Genomic DNA, 14,696 nt, shown 5'->3' on the forward strand with positions numbered 1-14,696 from the left:
CGGCTGGCGTCGCGCGCGAGCTGGCAGTAGAGCGAGCGGTCGAACAGGACCAGGCCGCTGCTGTTCCGGGTCCGCCAGTAAGCGCCCAGAGCCATGGCGGCGCGGACGCCGTTCTCCACGGCAGTCAAGCCTCCGTGGCCGAAGACCCGCTGTGCTGTGGTGCCGAACCGGCCGGCCCAGCGCTCCAGCGTCTTGCGCCCGGCGTAGATCCCGTGGACGGAGATGGGTTCGCCAGCGGCGGCGAACCGGGCCTGCACATCGGCGGCGACAGACGTCTTGCCGGCACCATCGATACCGGCCAAGGCAACGCGGAACGGCCCGCGAGCACCGGCCAATGGCACGCTCTGCAGGCTGGGGGAGACGAGCGCTTCTTCGGCCGTGGCGGTCACGGGAAGGCGCGGCCGTCAGGGCAGGCCGCGGCGGCCCTCGTCGTCGTCATCATTCGCTTTACTTTAGGGACGAAAGCTGGACGTCCGCTTGGAACTGCCCGGTAGCGGGACCGACGCCGGCAGGACTGGACCGGACCGGCGGGCGAGCGCTACACGAAGGCAGGCTGCTCCAGCCGGCGGAAGGCCGAACCGTGGAACACCAGCGGCTCGTGCGCCTCGTCGTGGGTGGTCAGTGCGTGCACGCGCAGCAGCACCACGTGGTGGTCGCCGGCCGGAACCTCGTTCTCCACCGAGCAGTCCAGCCAGAGTGCGGCTTCCTCGAGGAACAGCGCGCCGCCGTCCGTGGAGTGCAGCTCAAGTCCGGCGAAGCGGTCCCCGGTCTTGGACGCGATCTGGCGGCAGACGCCGTCGTGCCCGGTGCCCAGGACGGAGACGCCGATCCGTTCCGCAGTACGCACAATCGGCCAGGTCCGGGAGGTGTTCTGCACGGCGAACATCACCAGCGGCGGGTCCATGGAAACGCCCACCGTGAAGGAGGAAGCGACAATGCCCTGGGGCGCGCCGTCGACAATGGCGCACAGGGCGGCGATGCCGGAGGGGAACCGCCCGAAGGCCTTGCGGAGGGTGTCCGGCTGCAGATCATCGTGGAGGGACATGCGGATTCCTTTGCCGTCAGGCGGATTTGCCGGTGTCCTCAGCCGCCGGCAGATGCGCGGTACTTGCTCCGCAGGCCAGGTGGCCAGCGGGCCGAATCATCACCTGGAGCACCCCGCTACGGCGAGAGGGTTGCCGGCCAACCAGCCAGGGCTTGGTGTTGGCGCTCATGATTCTGGTTTCCACGGTAGAAGCGCGGGCGCGCAGGGTCAACGCGGAGGGCCAAGTGCGGCAATACTTCGTAACCCGGCGGCTTACTCCGCCGGTTCCGGTTTCCCGAAGGTTTCCGTGTCCACATCGGCCTGGGCGGCGGCGTTGTAGCGTGCGCCGTGCACCGTCTGCTCATTAATCAGCCCGTCGAGGCGCTGCAGCATGTTTTCGTCAAGTACGACGGCGGCCGCCGCCAGGTCTTCGTCCAAGTGCGCACTGTTCGTGGTTCCGGGAAGGGCGATGATGTTGCCGTCCTGGTGGAGCACCCAGGCCAGGGCCAGCTGCGCGGGCGTGCAGCCCGCCTCCTCGGCGAGCCGGGTGTAGCCGTCCAGCAGCCGCAGGTTCAGCGGGAAGTTCGCGGGCGAGAAGCGCGGCATGCCCCGGCGGAGGTCGCCCTCGGGCAGGGCGGAAGGATCGCGCAGCTTGCCGGTCAGGAAGCCGCGGGCCAGCGGGCTGAATGCGACGAACGCCGTGCCTAGCTCGCGGCAGGCGGACAGGACGCCGAGCTCCGGATTGCGCGTCCAGAGCGAATACTCGGTCTGCAGGGCCGCGATGGGGTGCACGGTGTGTGCCCGGCGCAGCGTGTCCGCCGAAACCTCGGACAGGCCGATGCCGCCGATCTTTCCCTCAGCCACCAGCTCCGCCAGCGCGCCGACGCTCTCCTCGACGGGGATGGTCTTGTCCCAGCGGTGCAGGTAGTAGAGGTCGATGTGGTCGGTGCGCAGCCGCCGCAGCGCCTCCTCGCAGGTGGCCTTCAGGGTGTGCGGCCGGCCGTCGATGACGCGCTTGCCGTCCACGCTGGTCATGCCGCCCTTGCTCGCCAGGAAGTACTCGTCCCGCCGCGGGCCGAGCACCTCGCCGACCAGGGTCTCGTTCGCGGTGGCGCCGTAGATGGCGGCGGTGTCGAAGTGCCGCACCCCGCGGTCCAGGGCGTGCAGCAGCAGGGCCTCGGCGTCCTCGCGGACCGGCGGAACCCCGTAGGCGTGGCTGAGGTTCATGCAGCCGAGCCCGATGCTGCCGACGTCCCTGGTTCCAATGCGGCGAGTGTCCATGCTGCCTTCCGTCGCGGTTGCTTGTCCCGCCTAACTTCCTACCACACGCGCTGTGCCTGCCCGCATCGCCTCCGGCGCGAATACCGGCCGATGCCTCGACAACCCCCGGACCGCGGGGTAAGCATGGACCGTGGCTGTCATCGGGTTCCATGCATCGCACGAACAGATCGCGCCGGCCCAGCTGCTGGCCGATGTCCAGCTCGCCGAGCAGGCCGGTTTCGGTGCTGCGATGTGCTCCGACCACCTGGAGCCGTGGTCGGAGCGGCAGGGCCATTCCGGCTTCGCCTGGTCCTGGCTCGGTGCGGCGCTGGCGACGACGCGGCTGCGCTTCGGCGTGGTCACGGCCCCGGGCCAGCGCTACCATCCCGTCGTGCTCGCGCACGCCTCGGCAACCCTGGCATCCATGTTCCCGGGCCGGTTCTGGTTTGCCCCGGGCAGCGGCGAGAACATCAACGAGCACGTCACGGGGGATGCCTGGCCGGCCAAGGATGTCCGGCAGCAGCGGCTGGAGGAGTGCGTGCAGGTCATCCGGCAAATGCACGACGGCGGCGCGGTCACCCACCGGGGACTCGTCACCGTGGAGCAGGCCAGGATTTGGGACGTGCCCGATCCGAAGCCGGCCATCATTGCCCCGGCGATCAGCCCGGACACCGCCGCGCGGGCAGCGGCCTGGGCGGACGGACTCATTACGGTCAACCAGCCGGCCGAGCAGCTGCGCAAGGTTCTCGGTGCCTACCGGGACAACGGCGGCAAGGGAAAAGCCGCACTCCAGGTGCACCTGTCGTGGGCGCCCGAGGAGGATGCCGCCGTCGGAATTGCCCTGGACCAGTGGCGCAGCAATGTCTTCCCCTCGTTCGTAGGCGGTGACCTGCCCACCGCGGCGCATTTCGATGCCGTCAGCACCATGGTGGGGGAGGAGCAGATCCGGCAGGCGGTGAACGTCTCGGCCGACACCGGCCGGCACGTGCAGTGGCTGCGGGAGTACCTGGAGCTGGGCTTCGACGAGCTGTACCTGCACTTCGTCGGGCAGGAGCAGAAGCCGTTCATCCACGCCTTCGGCCAGGACGTGCTGCCGCAGCTGGGCTAAGCCAGCACGTCCGCGAGGTTGTACTTGACCGGTTCGTCCAGCTGCTCATAGGTGCAGGACTCGGGGTCGCGGTCCGGCCGCCAGCGGACAAACTGTGCCGTGTGCCGGAAGCGCTCGCCCTCCATGTGGTCGTACTTGACCTCGAGCACGCGTTCGGGCCGCAGCGGCACGAACGAGAGGTCCTTGCCGGCGCTCCAGCGGCTGCCCTCGGAGGTCAATGGCGTGCGCTTGCCGGCTTCATGCTCGGTCCGGTTCCACGGGTGGGTGCCCGAATCGGCGATCAGCGGCTGCAGTTCCTCGAACAGTTCCTTGCGCCGCTTCATGGAGAAGGCGCCCGCGACCCCCACATGGGTGAGGTTACCGCCGTCGTACAGGCCCAGCAGCAGCGAGCCGACAAGCCCGGGACCGCTCTTGTGCACGCGGTAGCCGGCCACTACGCAGTCAGCCGTGCGTTCGTGCTTGATCTTGAACATGGCCCGCTTGTCCGGCTGGTACGTCCCGTCCAGCGGCTTGGCGACAATGCCGTCCAGCCCCGCACCTTCGAAATGCTTGAACCACTCTTCGGCCTCGGCATGATCCTGCGTGGCGCGGGTCAAGTGGACCGGCCCTGCGGCGTCGGCGAGGACTTCCTCCAGAGCGTTCCGACGGGCGGAGAACGGCAGCGGCATCAGGTCCACGTCGTCGAGCGCCAGCAGGTCGAAGGCCACAAAGCTCGCCGGAGTGTCCTTGGACAGCAGCTTCACCCGGCTGGCCGCCGGATGAATGCGTTGCTGCAGCAGTTCGAAGTCCAGCCGGTCGCCGCCGGGACGGACCAGGATGATCTCGCCGTCCACCACGCACCGCTCTGGCAGCTGCTCCAGCGCGGCCTCGACCACCTCAGGAAAGTAGCGCGTCATCGGCTTCTCATTCCGGCTGCCAATCTCCACGTTGTCGCCGTCGCGGAAGATGATCGACCGGAAGCCGTCCCACTTGGGCTCATAGCTCAGCTCGCCCTCCGGGATCCTCGCCACGGACTTGGCGAGCATGGGCGCGACCGGGGGCATCACAGGCAGTTGCATGAGGCCCATTCTTGCCGCTGGCCCCGGCGCTGTCATCCCTTGGTGCCATCCCGGCGCAGGCCGGGACCGGCTGGAGTGCGGTCGGGGCGCGGCGCCGAGGGCAGGTACTCGAGCGAATCCACCGATGAGCCGACCAGCGTGCGGTACCGGCTCCCTGCCGCCGCACTGCCGGTTGGGGCATAGGCGGCCAGCAGGTCCTTGGTGATCGCCCTGGAGGCAGCCTTGAGCAGGCCGACGAGCGGCAGCACGGGAGCGTCGTCGTTGGGCACCACCACACTGACGCCTGCAACCACGGCATCATTGACCCCGAACACGGGCACCGCGATGCCGCGCGCGTCCGGATGGATATAGCCGCTGGCCACGACGTGGCCGGACCTGCGGATCTCGTGCAGCGTGCGGCGCAGGTCTTCGGGGTCGCGGATGGTGTGGTCCGTGTACTGGAACAGTTCCTTACGCACGATGTCCTCCTGGTAGGCCTCCGGGGCATGAGCCAGCAGGACGAGACCGCTGCTTGAGGCATGGAGAGGCAGGCGGCCGCCGACCAGCGTCACGTTGACCACCGCGTCCCGTGCCGAGAGCCGTTCGAGGAAAAGGACTTCGTTTCCCTCCAGGATGCCCAGCTGGGTGTGCTGCCGCACCCGGGACTGCACGGCCTGGAGATGCACCATCGCGATCTCACGCAGTCCCAGAGCGCCCGGGGTGCGGCAGGCCAGTTCCCACAAGCGCACTCCCAAGCGGTAGGTCTTGTCCGGCTGGCGTTCGAGAAGGCCGAATTCCTCGAGCTCGGCGACCAAGCGGTGGGTCGTGGCCAGCGGCATTCCGCTGCGCCGGGACAGCTGCGAGATCGAGAGGAAGACCGCATCGACGTCGAACGCGGCGAGCAACTGCATGGTGCGGCTAAGTGCGGAACGTCCGGCGGAAGCCTTCGCCATGAGTTTTTCCTTTCAAATGAAAACCGGGTTCTCCCCAGAATGTGTCACGGGTCATAGTTCTGTCCAGCCGGTGCATGAACCGGGTTGGGGCAATCAGATGGCGGAGCGTGCAGCGCCCGCGCGGGAAAGGACACTGATGATTCAACGTCGAAGCATCCTGAAGACGAAGGCTTCCATGGTGGCGGCAGGAGCCGCTGCCGTGGCGCTTGGCCTGACCGCTTGCGGCGGGAGCAGCAGTGCGGCGCCTGAGGGTGCCGACGCCACCGCGGAAACAGTCCAGGTCGGCTACTTCCCGCTGGTCCACACTTCCACCGCCGTGCATGCCGATGAAGCCGGGATCTTCGAGGCGAACGGGCTGGACGTCGAGCTGGTTTCCACCCAGGGCGGCGCCGCAGCCATCCCCGGACTGGTCTCCGGCAGTGTCGACTTCACCTACACCAACTACACCTCGGCCCTGCTGGCCGCCGAGCAGGGCCTCCCGGTCCGCCTGGTCGCCGGCAACGACGTCGGCAAGGCGGACCACGGGATCTTCGTCGCCAAGGATTCGGGCATCGAGAGCATTGCCGACCTGAAGGGCAAGTCCTTCGCAGTGAACAACCTGCAGAACATCGGCACCGTGGCCATCAACGCCCTGCTCGAGGAGGCAGGCCTGCAGGCTTCCGACGTGAAGCTCGTGGAAATGCCGTACCCGGACATGCAGGCGGCATTGGAGCGCGGCGACGTGGATGCCATCTGGCAGGTCGAACCCTTCCAAGCCGGCGCGGCAGCCGCCGGGCTCGTCAAGATCGGCGACCTGTTCACCGGCCCGGTTGCGGACATGCCGGTTGCCGGCTGGATCACGACCGAGAAGTTCGCCCAGGAGAATCCCGAGGCAGTGGCGGCGTTCAAGGAAGCGCTCGCTGCATCGGCGGAGGAACTGCAGGGTGACCGGGACCGGCTGGTCGAACTGGTGCCGACGTTCACCAAGGTGGGGGCCGACGTCGTCCAGGCCATCGAGATGCCGCAGTTCCAGGGTGAGCTGGATGTCGAGGCGCTGCAGAAGACGGCCGACCTGATGTTGAAGTACCAGATCACGGACAGCGAGCTGGACGTCCAGACGCTGGTCGCCGAATAGGAGGAGCCATGACCACCGAGACCTCAGCGCTGAGCGGAGTCGCATCGCTGGAGCTGGACCCCTTCAGCGACAGCTTCCTCACCAACCCCTACCCGGCCCACGAGGAAATGCGCGAAGCCGGCCCGGTGTTCTGGCTGGAGCGCTACGAGCTGTGGGGTGTCGCCCGGTACAGCGAGGTGACGCAGGTGCTGGTCGACCACGAAACGTACGTCTCCTCGCGCGGCGTGGGGATCTCGGACTTCGCCAAGGAGAAGCCGTGGCGGCCGCCGAGCCTGCTGCTGGAAGCCGATCCGCCCCACCACACCAAGGCGCGGCACGTCGTCTCGCAGATCCTGACCCCGAAGTTGCTGCGCACGCTCAAGGAAGGGTTCCAGGAGCGCGCCGACGAACTGGTGGCCCGCGTAGCCGCCCGCGGCGGGGAAATCGACGGCGTGGCCGACTTGGCCGAGGCGTACCCGCTCGAAGTCTTTCCGGACTTCATCGGCCTGCCCAAGGAGGGCCGGGAGAACCTGCTGCCCTACGGTTCGATGGTCTTCAATACCTTCGGGCCGCGGAACAGCCATTTCGAGCGGGCGATGGAGCGCGGCGCGAAGGCGCAGGGCTGGATCATGGAACAGTGCCAGCCGGGTGCGCCGGCACGGGACGGCCTGGGCGCGAAAATCCACGCCGCCGCGGCCGAAGCCGGCTATGGCGCCGAGGACCAGGCGAAGCTGCTCCGGTCCTTCCTGTCGGCAGGCGTGGACACCACCGTGCACGGCATCGGCAACGCTCTGGAGTGCCTGGCCCGGAACCCGGAGCAATTCGCCGCACTGCGCGAGGACCCGGCGCTGGCCCGTGCCGCCTTCGAAGAGACAGTGCGTTTCTCTTCCCCGGTGCAGACCTTCTTCCGCACCACGAGCAGGGACACGGAACTCTCCGGCATGGCCATTCCGGAAGGTTCCAAGGTGCTGATGTTCTTGGCCGCCGCGAACCGCGACCCGCGGCAGTGGGAGCGGCCCGACGAATTCGACATCCGCCGCAAGGCCGCCGGACACGTCGGTTTCGGCTTCGGGGTCCACGCCTGCCTGGGGCAGATGCTGGCCCGGTTGGAAGGTGAATGCTTCCTCAGTGCCCTGGCACGCCACGTGGACACCATCGAGCTGGCCGGCGAACCGGTCCAGCAGCTCAACAACACGCTCCGCGGACTGGACAGCCTGCCCCTGCGGCTCACCGCCGCCTGAGCAGGGAAGGACAAGACCATGCCGAAGATTACTTTCGTCCAGCCGGACGGGCTGGAAAACGTCGTCGACGCCGAGGCCGACGTCAGCGTGATGCGGGCCGCCGTTGCCAGCGGCGTGCCCGGCATCGTCGCCGAATGTGGCGGCAGCGCGATGTGCGCGACCTGCCACGTCTACGTCGACGCGGGGAACCTGGACGGGCTGCCGGAACTCGGCGACGTAGAGGACGAGATGCTGGATTGCACGGCTGCCGAGCGGCTGGACTGCAGCCGGCTCTCCTGCCAGCTGCCGGCCACACGGGACCTCACGGTCCGGATTCCGCCCACCCAGGTGTAACCCGGGAGGGAGCTAACGACGGCGGCGGGCGGTTGGGTTGTCGGGGGCGTCGGCGGCTGCTTCCAGGTTGGGCAGGTCCGGGCGGGCGGCAGGGGCAGCGCGCCGGATATCCGGGCCGGGCTCCGGCCGGTCGAGGAAGCGGCTGAGGATGACGGCATTGCCCCACAGGATGGCGGCGGCGGCGAGCCACGGGCTGTGCACCGCGCCGGCGCTGTCCGGATAGACCAGCCAGCAGAGGCCGAGCACGATGGCGCTGGTGCCGGTGGTGGTGCCGAGCAGGGTCCGTCCCGGCGGCCAGAAGGCCATCACCAGGACCGAGGTGGCCAGCAGGAGGCCGAGCGCGGCTTGGATGGGCCAGTGCGAGAGCCCCCAGGAGGTGTCGTCGACGACGCCGGGGGCTAGGGATTGTTCGACGGCGACGGCCGCGTAGCTCCACCAGCCCGGGGCGCCAAGCAAAGCCAGGGCCAGCAGGGGGCCGCTGGGCATGAGCCGCCGGTTCGCGCGCTTCGGCCGGTCGGCGCGGGAGAGCAGCGGGACCAGGCTCATGGGCAGCAGCATCAGCGCGGCGGCCAGCGGGCCGGCGTCCTCGGCGGCAACGCTGGCGAGCAGCAACGCCGCAACCACCAGCCACAGTTGGACCATGGCCGGCCACGGCTGGGCCGGCCTTGCGGCAATGGCCAGGAAAGCGCCGCTGACAATGAAGGTGAAGAGCACACCCCAGCTGGCCTCAAGCCCCATCACGGCGAAGAAAGCCGGGTTGACGCCGAGGAGCATCACTAGGTCGATGACGCCGAAAAAGCCAACGGTCCAGAAGAGCACCGCGAAACAGGCCCAGATGCGCGCGCCCGTGAGCATGTCCACAGGATACGCCCGGGGCTGCTGGGGCGGTGCGGGCGGACATTGTCCGCCGGGCCCAAGGTGCCGGAACCGGCGAAGCCGCGCCCCGCCGTCGTTATTTTCCGCCGCTGGCCAGCCGGAACGGGTGTGCCGGGTAGACGCCCAGCACTTTGATCTTGGTGGTGAAGAAGTCCAGCTCCTGGAAGGCGTGCACCATCGCCGGATCCTCCGGGTGGCCCTCGACATCCACCATGAATTTCGTGGCGGCGAACTGGTTGCCCTCCATGTAGCTTTCCAGCCGGGTCATGTTGATGCCGTTCGTGGCGAAGCCGCCCAGCGCCTTGTAGAGCGCGGCCGGCACGTTACGGACCCGGAAGACGAAGCTGGTCACGGCCGGGCCGGGCAGCTGCTCGCGCGACGGGATCGGCTGGTTGTCCGCGAGCAGGATGAAGCGCGTGGTGTTGGTCGGATCGTCCTCGGCGTCCGTGGCCAGCACGTCCAGCCCGTACAGTTCGGCGGCCATCGGCGGGGCGAGCGAGACCTTGGTCGGGTCCTGCCACTGGCTGACTTCCCGTGCCGATCCCGCCGTGTCGCCGGCGATCACCGGCTTGAGGCCATGGCGCCGGATCAGCTTCCGGCACTGGCCGAGCGCGTGGATGTGGCTGTGCACCTCACGTGCCTGCTCGATGCTGGACCCGGGGATGCCGAGCAGACTGAAGCGGATGCGCAGGAAATGCTCGCCGATGATCTGCAGCGAGGTCTCGGGCAGCATCGCGTGGATGTCTGCCACCCGGCCCGCGATCGAGTTGTCGATCGGGATCATCGCCAGCTGCGCCTCGCCGCTGGTGACCTTCGCGAAGGTGTCTTCGAAGCTCGCGCAGGGCACGGCCTCCCAATCCGGGCGCACTTCAGTGCAGGCCATGTGGGAATTGGAGCCGGGTTCTCCCTGGTAAGCAATCGCGAAGGTCATGGGTGGAATTATCCCATCCGCGGTCAGGTGTTCTCGTCGCTGAGCACCGTGACGGTCATGACCGGTTCCAACGCGGAGAGGCCCTTGACCAGTTCATCGAGCGAGCCGGCGGCGTGTTGGATCCGCAGGTCCGCCTGCAACAAGGCCTCGCCGTCCAGCCGCGAGCGGCGGGTTCGGCTCAACGCTGCATCGAACCCGAGTTCGGCGGCACAATCCACTACCTGCTGCAGCACGCCCTCCAGGTCCCGCACTTCCACGGTGAAATCGCGGACCTTGTCGCCCGGGGAAATCCAGCGGCCCACAGTCTTGAGCATCACGACGGTGGCCAGGTGCAGCACAGTGGCCGCAACAGCGATGAGCGGCATGCCCGCACCGCAGGCCATGCCGATGGCCGCGGTCATCCAGATGGAGGCGGCGGTGGTCAGCCCGGAGACGGCATGCTGCCGGACAAAGATGACGCCGGCGCCAAGGAAGCCGATGCCGGTCACAATCTGGGCGGCAATCCGGGACGGGTCCAGGACGACGTCGCTGCCGAGCACGTGCGCAAAGCCGTAGGCCGATACCAGCGTGAACAGCGCGGAACCGAGGCCAACCAGCGTGTGCGTGCGCAGCCCGGCGCTCTTGAGCCTGCTTTCCCGTTCCATCCCGACCACGGCAGAGAGGACGAAGGCCAGCACCAGCATGGCCAGTTGGGTCAGCATGCTCTCCGGCAGTAGTTCGATGTCCAGCAAACGTGCTCCTTCCGGCCGATGAGGCCCTGGCTCGATTGCCTTTCAGCCTACTGTGCATGCCCCGCCAAGAGTCCCGGACGCGGGAACCGGGGCAGTGTACGACGGCGGCGGGAGGTTTGCATGCCGAAGATGAACTTTGCGGAACATTGGGCAAAAACCGGTCGCAGGGCTCGGCAACCCGTTGCTTAATCGATACATTCGAAGGGACGGTGCAGTCGCCAGCTGCGCCGTTTTCCCTGCTCAGGGAAGTAAACAATGGATTGATTTCGATTCTGACACCCCCTAACTGAAGCGAGTATCAGCATGAAAAAGACTTTGTCAGCCACGGCGCTGGCGCTGGCCCTGGCCTTTGGCTCGGGAACTGCCGCCCACGCCACCATGGATTACCCCGCACCGGACCAGAGCGTCGTCGTCTCCGATGCACGTGTTGAAGCCGGTGGAACCGTCACGGTTTCCGCCACGGGCCTGAACGCCGGTGAACGCACCACCATCACCGTCGCGAAGAACCAGTCAGCCCAGAACTTCAAGGGCGACGTCAACATCACTTCGGCCAACGCCGAAGGCGAGATCTCCGAGGAAGTTACCTTCAACCAGAACGGCCGCCACTGGATCACCGTCACCGGTGACGAGACCGGCGAAGTCGGCACCGCCTCCGTCGTCGTGACCGGCAACGGAAACGCTGCAGGCAACGGCCCGAAGAAGCTGGAGGTGGACCGCTCCGGCGCCACCAGCGAAACCGATCCCGCTGCCCTCTGGGCCATGGGTGGAGCAGGCCTGCTGCTGGTCGGCGGGGCTGCGGGTGCTGTGGCACTGAAGCGCCGCAACAGCTAGGTCCTGAGCCTGGCGTGAGCCGGCCGGTAGTCGGGGGGACTGCCGGCCGGCTCGTCATTTAAGGCTTCCGGTGCGATTCGACATCCGCGCCAGCGGCGCCGTACCTGTTCATCCCTGTCCTCCTCCTGCGGCAAGACTCATCTAAAGTGCTCGCGAAATGGGGCGCGTGCCTCATTTGGGTAGGGTAAAGCGCATTCTCCATATCAAAATGCATAACCCAGTATCCAAACATGCGGATATAGAGTTATGAGCTCTTATGCAACACCATCTCCTGCGGCCAAGGAATCGGAGGGTGCACGGTGAGCGACGAGGTCGAGGAGCCGATCGACCAGTCTCACGGCCGCCGCGTCCGTCACAGGTTCGGTGAACAGTGCGTAGAAGTACAGAGGCGCGATGACCAGCTCGAGGAGCTCATTGAGTGTCGGTACCGGTTCACCGCGGTCCGCGGACTGGTCGATGAGACGACGAACCCACGTGCAGCCAGGCGCGCGGCAGCAGGGATGGTCGCTACCAAGGCCATGGCGGCGCGTCTGGCTGGTGTGCCACATCGTCGCGGCGGGGGCCTGGATCGGCATCGACGTGATCGTCGCCGTGCTCGTGCTGGTCGGGTGGTTCGCCGACGACCTCGGGCAACGAAGTCTGGCCTACCGGGCGCTGGCGCAGTTCACCGTCGCGCCGATGCTCGCCGCAGGTCTCACCTGCCTGTTGAGCGGGGTGCTGCTGGGACTGGGCACGAAGTGGGGGCTGCTGCGCTACTGGTGGGTCGCGGTCAAGCTCGGGCTCAACGTCGTCCTGTGCACGGTCATGGTCACGGTGCTCGCGCCAGGGATGCCCGACCTCGACCGGTACGGCGCCGGGCTGCTGACCGGTGCCACCCCCGATCTGCGCATCGCGTCCATGTTCTTCCCACCGGCCGTATCCCTGACCGCTCTGACGTTCGCAGTCATCCTGGCGGTAGCCAAGCCGTGGGGCCTCACCCGCGGAGGAGACAAGTGATGAGATTCCACCCGTTCCCGCTCACCGACATGCCCTGGCCGCTGATGGCCGCCCTCGTCGCCGTCGGGCTGCCGCGCACGGTGCTCGCCGATCTCGACATCGTCGCACCCGAGAGCGGGTTGCTGTACTACGTGCTCGCCCTTGTGCCGTTCGCGGCGTGGCTGGCAGTTGCCATCGTGCGCGATACGCGGCGGCCTGTGAGGGACTTCCTCGTCCTCGGCGTGCTCTACGGGCTGTCGCTGATCCTGGCCCACCAACTGCTTTGGAACGCGCCCGGCGCGGCGCACAGCATCCCGCAGGGCGCGGTCGACTTCGCCAGCGGGTTCGAGCCGGGTGCGCAGCAGTTCTTCCTGCGGGGCTACACCGCGCTGATCGGCCTCGGGATCGGCATCGGCACCGGGCTCGTCGCCGCCGTCCTCGCGTTCATCGCCCATCGGGTGCGGATCGTTCGACGTCTTGGCCGCCAATCGTAGTTGTCAGGGGCAGTATCAAGATCAGAAGGAATCAGATCGTGTCTGCATCAGTGCTGCTCATGTCGATGTCGCTGGACAGCTGCATCGTAGGCCCGAACGACGGGCCGGACAATCCCGGCGGAGACCAAGGCGCGGTGGAAACAAACTCGCTTTCGTCCCTCTGCTCCCGGTAGGTCTCCTCGCCGAGGTGCTGTTACAGGCGAGCGATGGTGCGTTCGTGATCCGGCAGGTCGATGGGCGGCTTGGATAGCCGATCCGTTCCCAGTCGGCATCTGCGGCGGCCAGCGGCTGCTCTCCTAGAACGGATTGAGCAGCCGGTGCACGAACTGGCGCGTCCGTTCCTCGTGGGGATCACGCAGCACCTGGTCGGGGTGGCCGCGCTCAACGACCACGCCACCGTCCATGAAGACGACCTCGGAGGCTACCTCGCGGGCGAAGGCCAGCTCGTGGGTGACCATGACCATGGTCCAGCCGTCCTCGGCCAGCTCCTTGATCACGTGCAGGACGTCGCCCACCAGCTCGGGGTCCAGGGCCGACGTGGGCTCGTCGAACAGCAGCAGGGCCGGTTTGAGCGCGAGCGCGCGCACAATCCCCACGCGCTGCTGCTGGCCGCCGGAAAGCTGGTGCGGGTACTGGTCCTTCTTGTCGTGCAGGCCCACCCGGCGCAGCAGATCCTCGGCTTCCCGCACGGCTTCGGCCTTGGGCCGCTTCTGCACCTGGACCGGCCCCTCGATGATGTTCTCCAGCACCGTCCGGTGCGGGAAGAGGTTGTAGTGCTGGAACACCATGCCGGACTGGTCGCGCAGCGCGGCCAGCTGCTTGCGGGAAACCCGCTGCCCGAAGTCCACGGCCGGTCCGCCGCGAAAGGCGACCCGTCCGCCGTCGGGAATTTCCAGCCCGTTCAGGCACCGCAGCACGGTGGTCTTGCCGGAACCGGACGGGCCGATCAGCGCCAGGACCTGGCCCTGGCTGACGGACAGGTCGATGGACTTGAGCACCTGGTTGCTGCCGAAGGACTTGCGCAGTTCCGCCACGCTGAGGACGGGATTGTCGGCGGCGCCTGATGGGGCCGCGGCCGGATCAGTGGGCGACATAGCGGTCCAGCCTCCTTTCCAATCGGGTCTGGCCGGCGGAGAGGACCAGGCAGAACACCCAGTAGACGGCGGCGGCTTCCAGGTAGAGGACCATGAACTCCTGGCTGAACGCCGCGATCTCCTGCGCCTGCCGGAACAGCTCGGTGACCAGGATCAGCGAGGCCAGCGAGGTGTCCTTCACCAGGGAGATGAAGGAGTTGGACAGCGGCGGCACGGAGACCCGTGCGGCCTGCGGCAGGATCACCCGGCGCAGCGTCAGCGCGGGTGACATGCCGATGGTGTGCCCGGCCTCCCACTGGCCCTTGGGCACGGAGAGGATGGCGGCCCGGATGATCTCCGCCGCGTACCCGGCGACGTTGAGCGAGAAGGCGATGATGGCGCTCGGCCAGGGATCGATCACCACGCCGATCGAGGGCAGGCCGAAGAAGATGACGAAGAGCTGCACCAGCAGGGGAGTGCCGCGGATGACCGAGACGTAGGCCCGCGCGATGCCGGCCAAAATGGCGCTGCCGCTCAGCCGCATCAGCGCCACCACGAGCGCCAGCACGAGCCCGAGGGCGAAGCTGGCCAGGGACAGCGGAATGGTCCCGGTGAGGCCGCCCTGGACGATCGGCCAGAGCGAGGTCCTGACCAGCTCCCAGTCGACATTCATAGGGCTACGCTAGTACAGCATCCGAAGGCAGAGGGCCAGGGCCTTCCCGTTGCTGGCCGGAAG

Annotated in this window: 17 protein-coding genes, 1 pseudogene and 1 riboswitch; of the genes and pseudogenes, 8 read left to right on the forward strand and 10 right to left on the reverse strand. The window is 67.6% G+C overall.

All coding sequences use genetic code 11. From position 1 onward, the window contains the following. The 3 genes and pseudogenes from D477_RS08225 to D477_RS08235 all read right to left on the reverse strand — a co-directional run. A pseudogene (locus tag D477_RS08225) lies at positions 1–389 on the reverse strand (hypothetical protein); the annotation flags it as partial. Between the two features lie 149 nt (positions 390–538). Then, positions 539–1,045, reverse strand: a complete 507-nt coding sequence (locus D477_RS08230; RefSeq protein ID WP_005268566.1) for a flavin reductase family protein — start codon at positions 1,043–1,045, stop codon at positions 539–541. Between the two features lie 54 nt (positions 1,046–1,099). Beyond that, positions 1,100–1,218, reverse strand: a riboswitch (SAM riboswitch). Between the two features lie 79 nt (positions 1,219–1,297). Beyond that, positions 1,298–2,305: an aldo/keto reductase gene (locus D477_RS08235; RefSeq protein ID WP_005268567.1), complete on the reverse strand. Its 1,008-nt coding sequence runs from the start codon at positions 2,303–2,305 to the stop codon at positions 1,298–1,300. 130 nt (positions 2,306–2,435) lie between these two features. Here D477_RS08235 and D477_RS08240 point away from each other — a divergent pair, with 130 nt between their 5' ends. Then, a complete protein-coding gene (locus D477_RS08240) occupies positions 2,436–3,392 on the forward strand; it encodes a TIGR03885 family FMN-dependent LLM class oxidoreductase (protein WP_005268568.1) in 957 nt (318 codons plus the stop codon). Here D477_RS08240 and D477_RS08245 read toward each other — a convergent pair. Then, positions 3,389–4,450 carry an ATP-dependent DNA ligase gene (locus D477_RS08245; protein WP_005268569.1) on the reverse strand — a complete coding sequence of 354 codons (1,062 nt, stop codon included), beginning with the start codon at positions 4,448–4,450 and terminating at the stop codon, positions 3,389–3,391. The two genes, D477_RS08240 and D477_RS08245, sit on opposite strands and share 4 nt — an antisense overlap. 32 nt (positions 4,451–4,482) lie before the next feature. After that, positions 4,483–5,382, reverse strand: a complete 900-nt coding sequence (locus D477_RS08250) for an IclR family transcriptional regulator (RefSeq protein WP_005268570.1) — start codon at positions 5,380–5,382, stop codon at positions 4,483–4,485. Between the two features lie 136 nt (positions 5,383–5,518). Here D477_RS08250 and D477_RS08255 point away from each other — a divergent pair, with 136 nt between their 5' ends. From D477_RS08255 to D477_RS08265, 3 genes are read left to right on the forward strand one after another with little or no spacing between them, the layout of a single operon-like run. Beyond that, positions 5,519–6,496 carry an ABC transporter substrate-binding protein gene (locus tag D477_RS08255; RefSeq protein WP_005268571.1) on the forward strand — a complete coding sequence of 326 codons (978 nt, stop codon included), beginning with the start codon at positions 5,519–5,521 and terminating at the stop codon, positions 6,494–6,496. 8 nt (positions 6,497–6,504) lie between these two features. Beyond that, positions 6,505–7,716, forward strand: a complete 1,212-nt coding sequence (locus D477_RS08260; RefSeq protein ID WP_005268572.1) for a cytochrome P450 — start codon at positions 6,505–6,507, stop codon at positions 7,714–7,716. Positions 7,717–7,734: 18 nt separating this feature from the next. Further along, a complete protein-coding gene (locus D477_RS08265; protein WP_005268573.1) occupies positions 7,735–8,049 on the forward strand; it encodes a 2Fe-2S iron-sulfur cluster-binding protein in 315 nt (104 codons plus the stop codon). A 12-nt stretch (positions 8,050–8,061) separates the two neighbouring features. On the opposite strand, the gene D477_RS08270 is transcribed toward D477_RS08265, so the two are convergent. From D477_RS08270 to D477_RS08280, 3 genes are all read right to left on the reverse strand, one after another. Then, positions 8,062–8,904, reverse strand: a complete 843-nt coding sequence (locus D477_RS08270; protein WP_005268574.1) for a hypothetical protein — start codon at positions 8,902–8,904, stop codon at positions 8,062–8,064. 97 nt (positions 8,905–9,001) lie between these two features. Then, positions 9,002–9,856, reverse strand: a complete 855-nt coding sequence (locus tag D477_RS08275) for a prephenate dehydratase (RefSeq protein WP_005268575.1) — start codon at positions 9,854–9,856, stop codon at positions 9,002–9,004. A gap of 23 nt (positions 9,857–9,879) precedes the next feature. Beyond that, entirely contained in the window at positions 9,880–10,587 is a 708-nt protein-coding gene (locus D477_RS08280) for an MgtC/SapB family protein (RefSeq protein WP_005268576.1), read from the reverse strand. Between the two features lie 303 nt (positions 10,588–10,890). Here D477_RS08280 and D477_RS08285 point away from each other — a divergent pair, with 303 nt between their 5' ends. The 4 genes from D477_RS08285 to D477_RS23540 all read left to right on the forward strand — a co-directional run bounded on the left by D477_RS08285 (position 10,891) and on the right by D477_RS23540 (position 13,060). Then, a complete protein-coding gene (locus D477_RS08285; RefSeq protein ID WP_150110050.1) occupies positions 10,891–11,418 on the forward strand; it encodes a hypothetical protein in 528 nt (175 codons plus the stop codon). A 456-nt stretch (positions 11,419–11,874) separates the two neighbouring features. Beyond that, complete coding sequence (locus D477_RS08290; protein ID WP_202804085.1) at positions 11,875–12,414, forward strand: hypothetical protein; 540 nt, start codon at positions 11,875–11,877, stop codon at positions 12,412–12,414. Continuing rightward, positions 12,411–12,887: a hypothetical protein gene (locus tag D477_RS21120; protein ID WP_190273541.1), complete on the forward strand. Its 477-nt coding sequence runs from the start codon at positions 12,411–12,413 to the stop codon at positions 12,885–12,887. Before D477_RS08290 ends, D477_RS21120 begins: the two co-directional genes overlap by 4 nt. Positions 12,888–12,925: 38 nt before the next feature. Then, positions 12,926–13,060 (forward strand): hypothetical protein, encoded by a 135-nt coding sequence (locus D477_RS23540; protein WP_272943819.1) that lies wholly within the window; start codon positions 12,926–12,928, stop codon positions 13,058–13,060. Positions 13,061–13,183: 123 nt separating this feature from the next. Here the strand turns inward: D477_RS23540 and D477_RS08300 are convergent, their stop codons facing one another. Both D477_RS08300 and D477_RS08305 read right to left on the reverse strand, forming a co-directional pair. After that, positions 13,184–13,981: an amino acid ABC transporter ATP-binding protein gene (locus tag D477_RS08300; protein ID WP_005268580.1), complete on the reverse strand. Its 798-nt coding sequence runs from the start codon at positions 13,979–13,981 to the stop codon at positions 13,184–13,186. Beyond that, positions 13,968–14,633 carry an amino acid ABC transporter permease gene (locus D477_RS08305; RefSeq protein ID WP_005268581.1) on the reverse strand — a complete coding sequence of 222 codons (666 nt, stop codon included), beginning with the start codon at positions 14,631–14,633 and terminating at the stop codon, positions 13,968–13,970. The genes D477_RS08300 and D477_RS08305 overlap by 14 nt, the downstream gene beginning before the upstream one ends. Positions 14,634–14,696 lie beyond the last annotated feature (63 nt).

Source organism: Arthrobacter crystallopoietes BAB-32, assembly GCF_000328305.2.
Classification (GTDB): domain Bacteria; phylum Actinomycetota; class Actinomycetes; order Actinomycetales; family Micrococcaceae; genus Crystallibacter; species Crystallibacter crystallopoietes_A.

Excerpts from the sequence above, each read along its gene's own strand:
- D477_RS08230 (WP_005268566.1), bottom strand. The coding sequence starts at position 1,045 with ATGTCCCTCCACGATGATCTGCAGCCGGACACCCTCCGCAAGGCCTTC.
- D477_RS08235 (WP_005268567.1), bottom strand. The coding sequence starts at position 2,305 with ATGGACACTCGCCGCATTGGAACCAGGGACGTCGGCAGCATCGGGCTC.
- D477_RS08245 (WP_005268569.1), bottom strand. The coding sequence starts at position 4,450 with ATGCAACTGCCTGTGATGCCCCCGGTCGCGCCCATGCTCGCCAAGTCC.
- D477_RS08250 (WP_005268570.1), bottom strand. The coding sequence starts at position 5,382 with ATGGCGAAGGCTTCCGCCGGACGTTCCGCACTTAGCCGCACCATGCAG.
- D477_RS08255 (WP_005268571.1), top strand. The coding sequence starts at position 5,519 with ATGATTCAACGTCGAAGCATCCTGAAGACGAAGGCTTCCATGGTGGCG.
- D477_RS08260 (WP_005268572.1), top strand. The coding sequence starts at position 6,505 with ATGACCACCGAGACCTCAGCGCTGAGCGGAGTCGCATCGCTGGAGCTG.
- D477_RS08265 (WP_005268573.1), top strand. The coding sequence starts at position 7,735 with ATGCCGAAGATTACTTTCGTCCAGCCGGACGGGCTGGAAAACGTCGTC.
- D477_RS08270 (WP_005268574.1), bottom strand. The coding sequence starts at position 8,904 with ATGCTCACGGGCGCGCGCATCTGGGCCTGTTTCGCGGTGCTCTTCTGG.
- D477_RS08275 (WP_005268575.1), bottom strand. The coding sequence starts at position 9,856 with ATGACCTTCGCGATTGCTTACCAGGGAGAACCCGGCTCCAATTCCCAC.
- D477_RS08285 (WP_150110050.1), top strand. The coding sequence starts at position 10,891 with ATGAAAAAGACTTTGTCAGCCACGGCGCTGGCGCTGGCCCTGGCCTTT.
- D477_RS08290 (WP_202804085.1), top strand. The coding sequence starts at position 11,875 with ATGAGACGACGAACCCACGTGCAGCCAGGCGCGCGGCAGCAGGGATGG.
- D477_RS08300 (WP_005268580.1), bottom strand. The coding sequence starts at position 13,981 with ATGTCGCCCACTGATCCGGCCGCGGCCCCATCAGGCGCCGCCGACAAT.
- D477_RS08305 (WP_005268581.1), bottom strand. The coding sequence starts at position 14,633 with ATGAATGTCGACTGGGAGCTGGTCAGGACCTCGCTCTGGCCGATCGTC.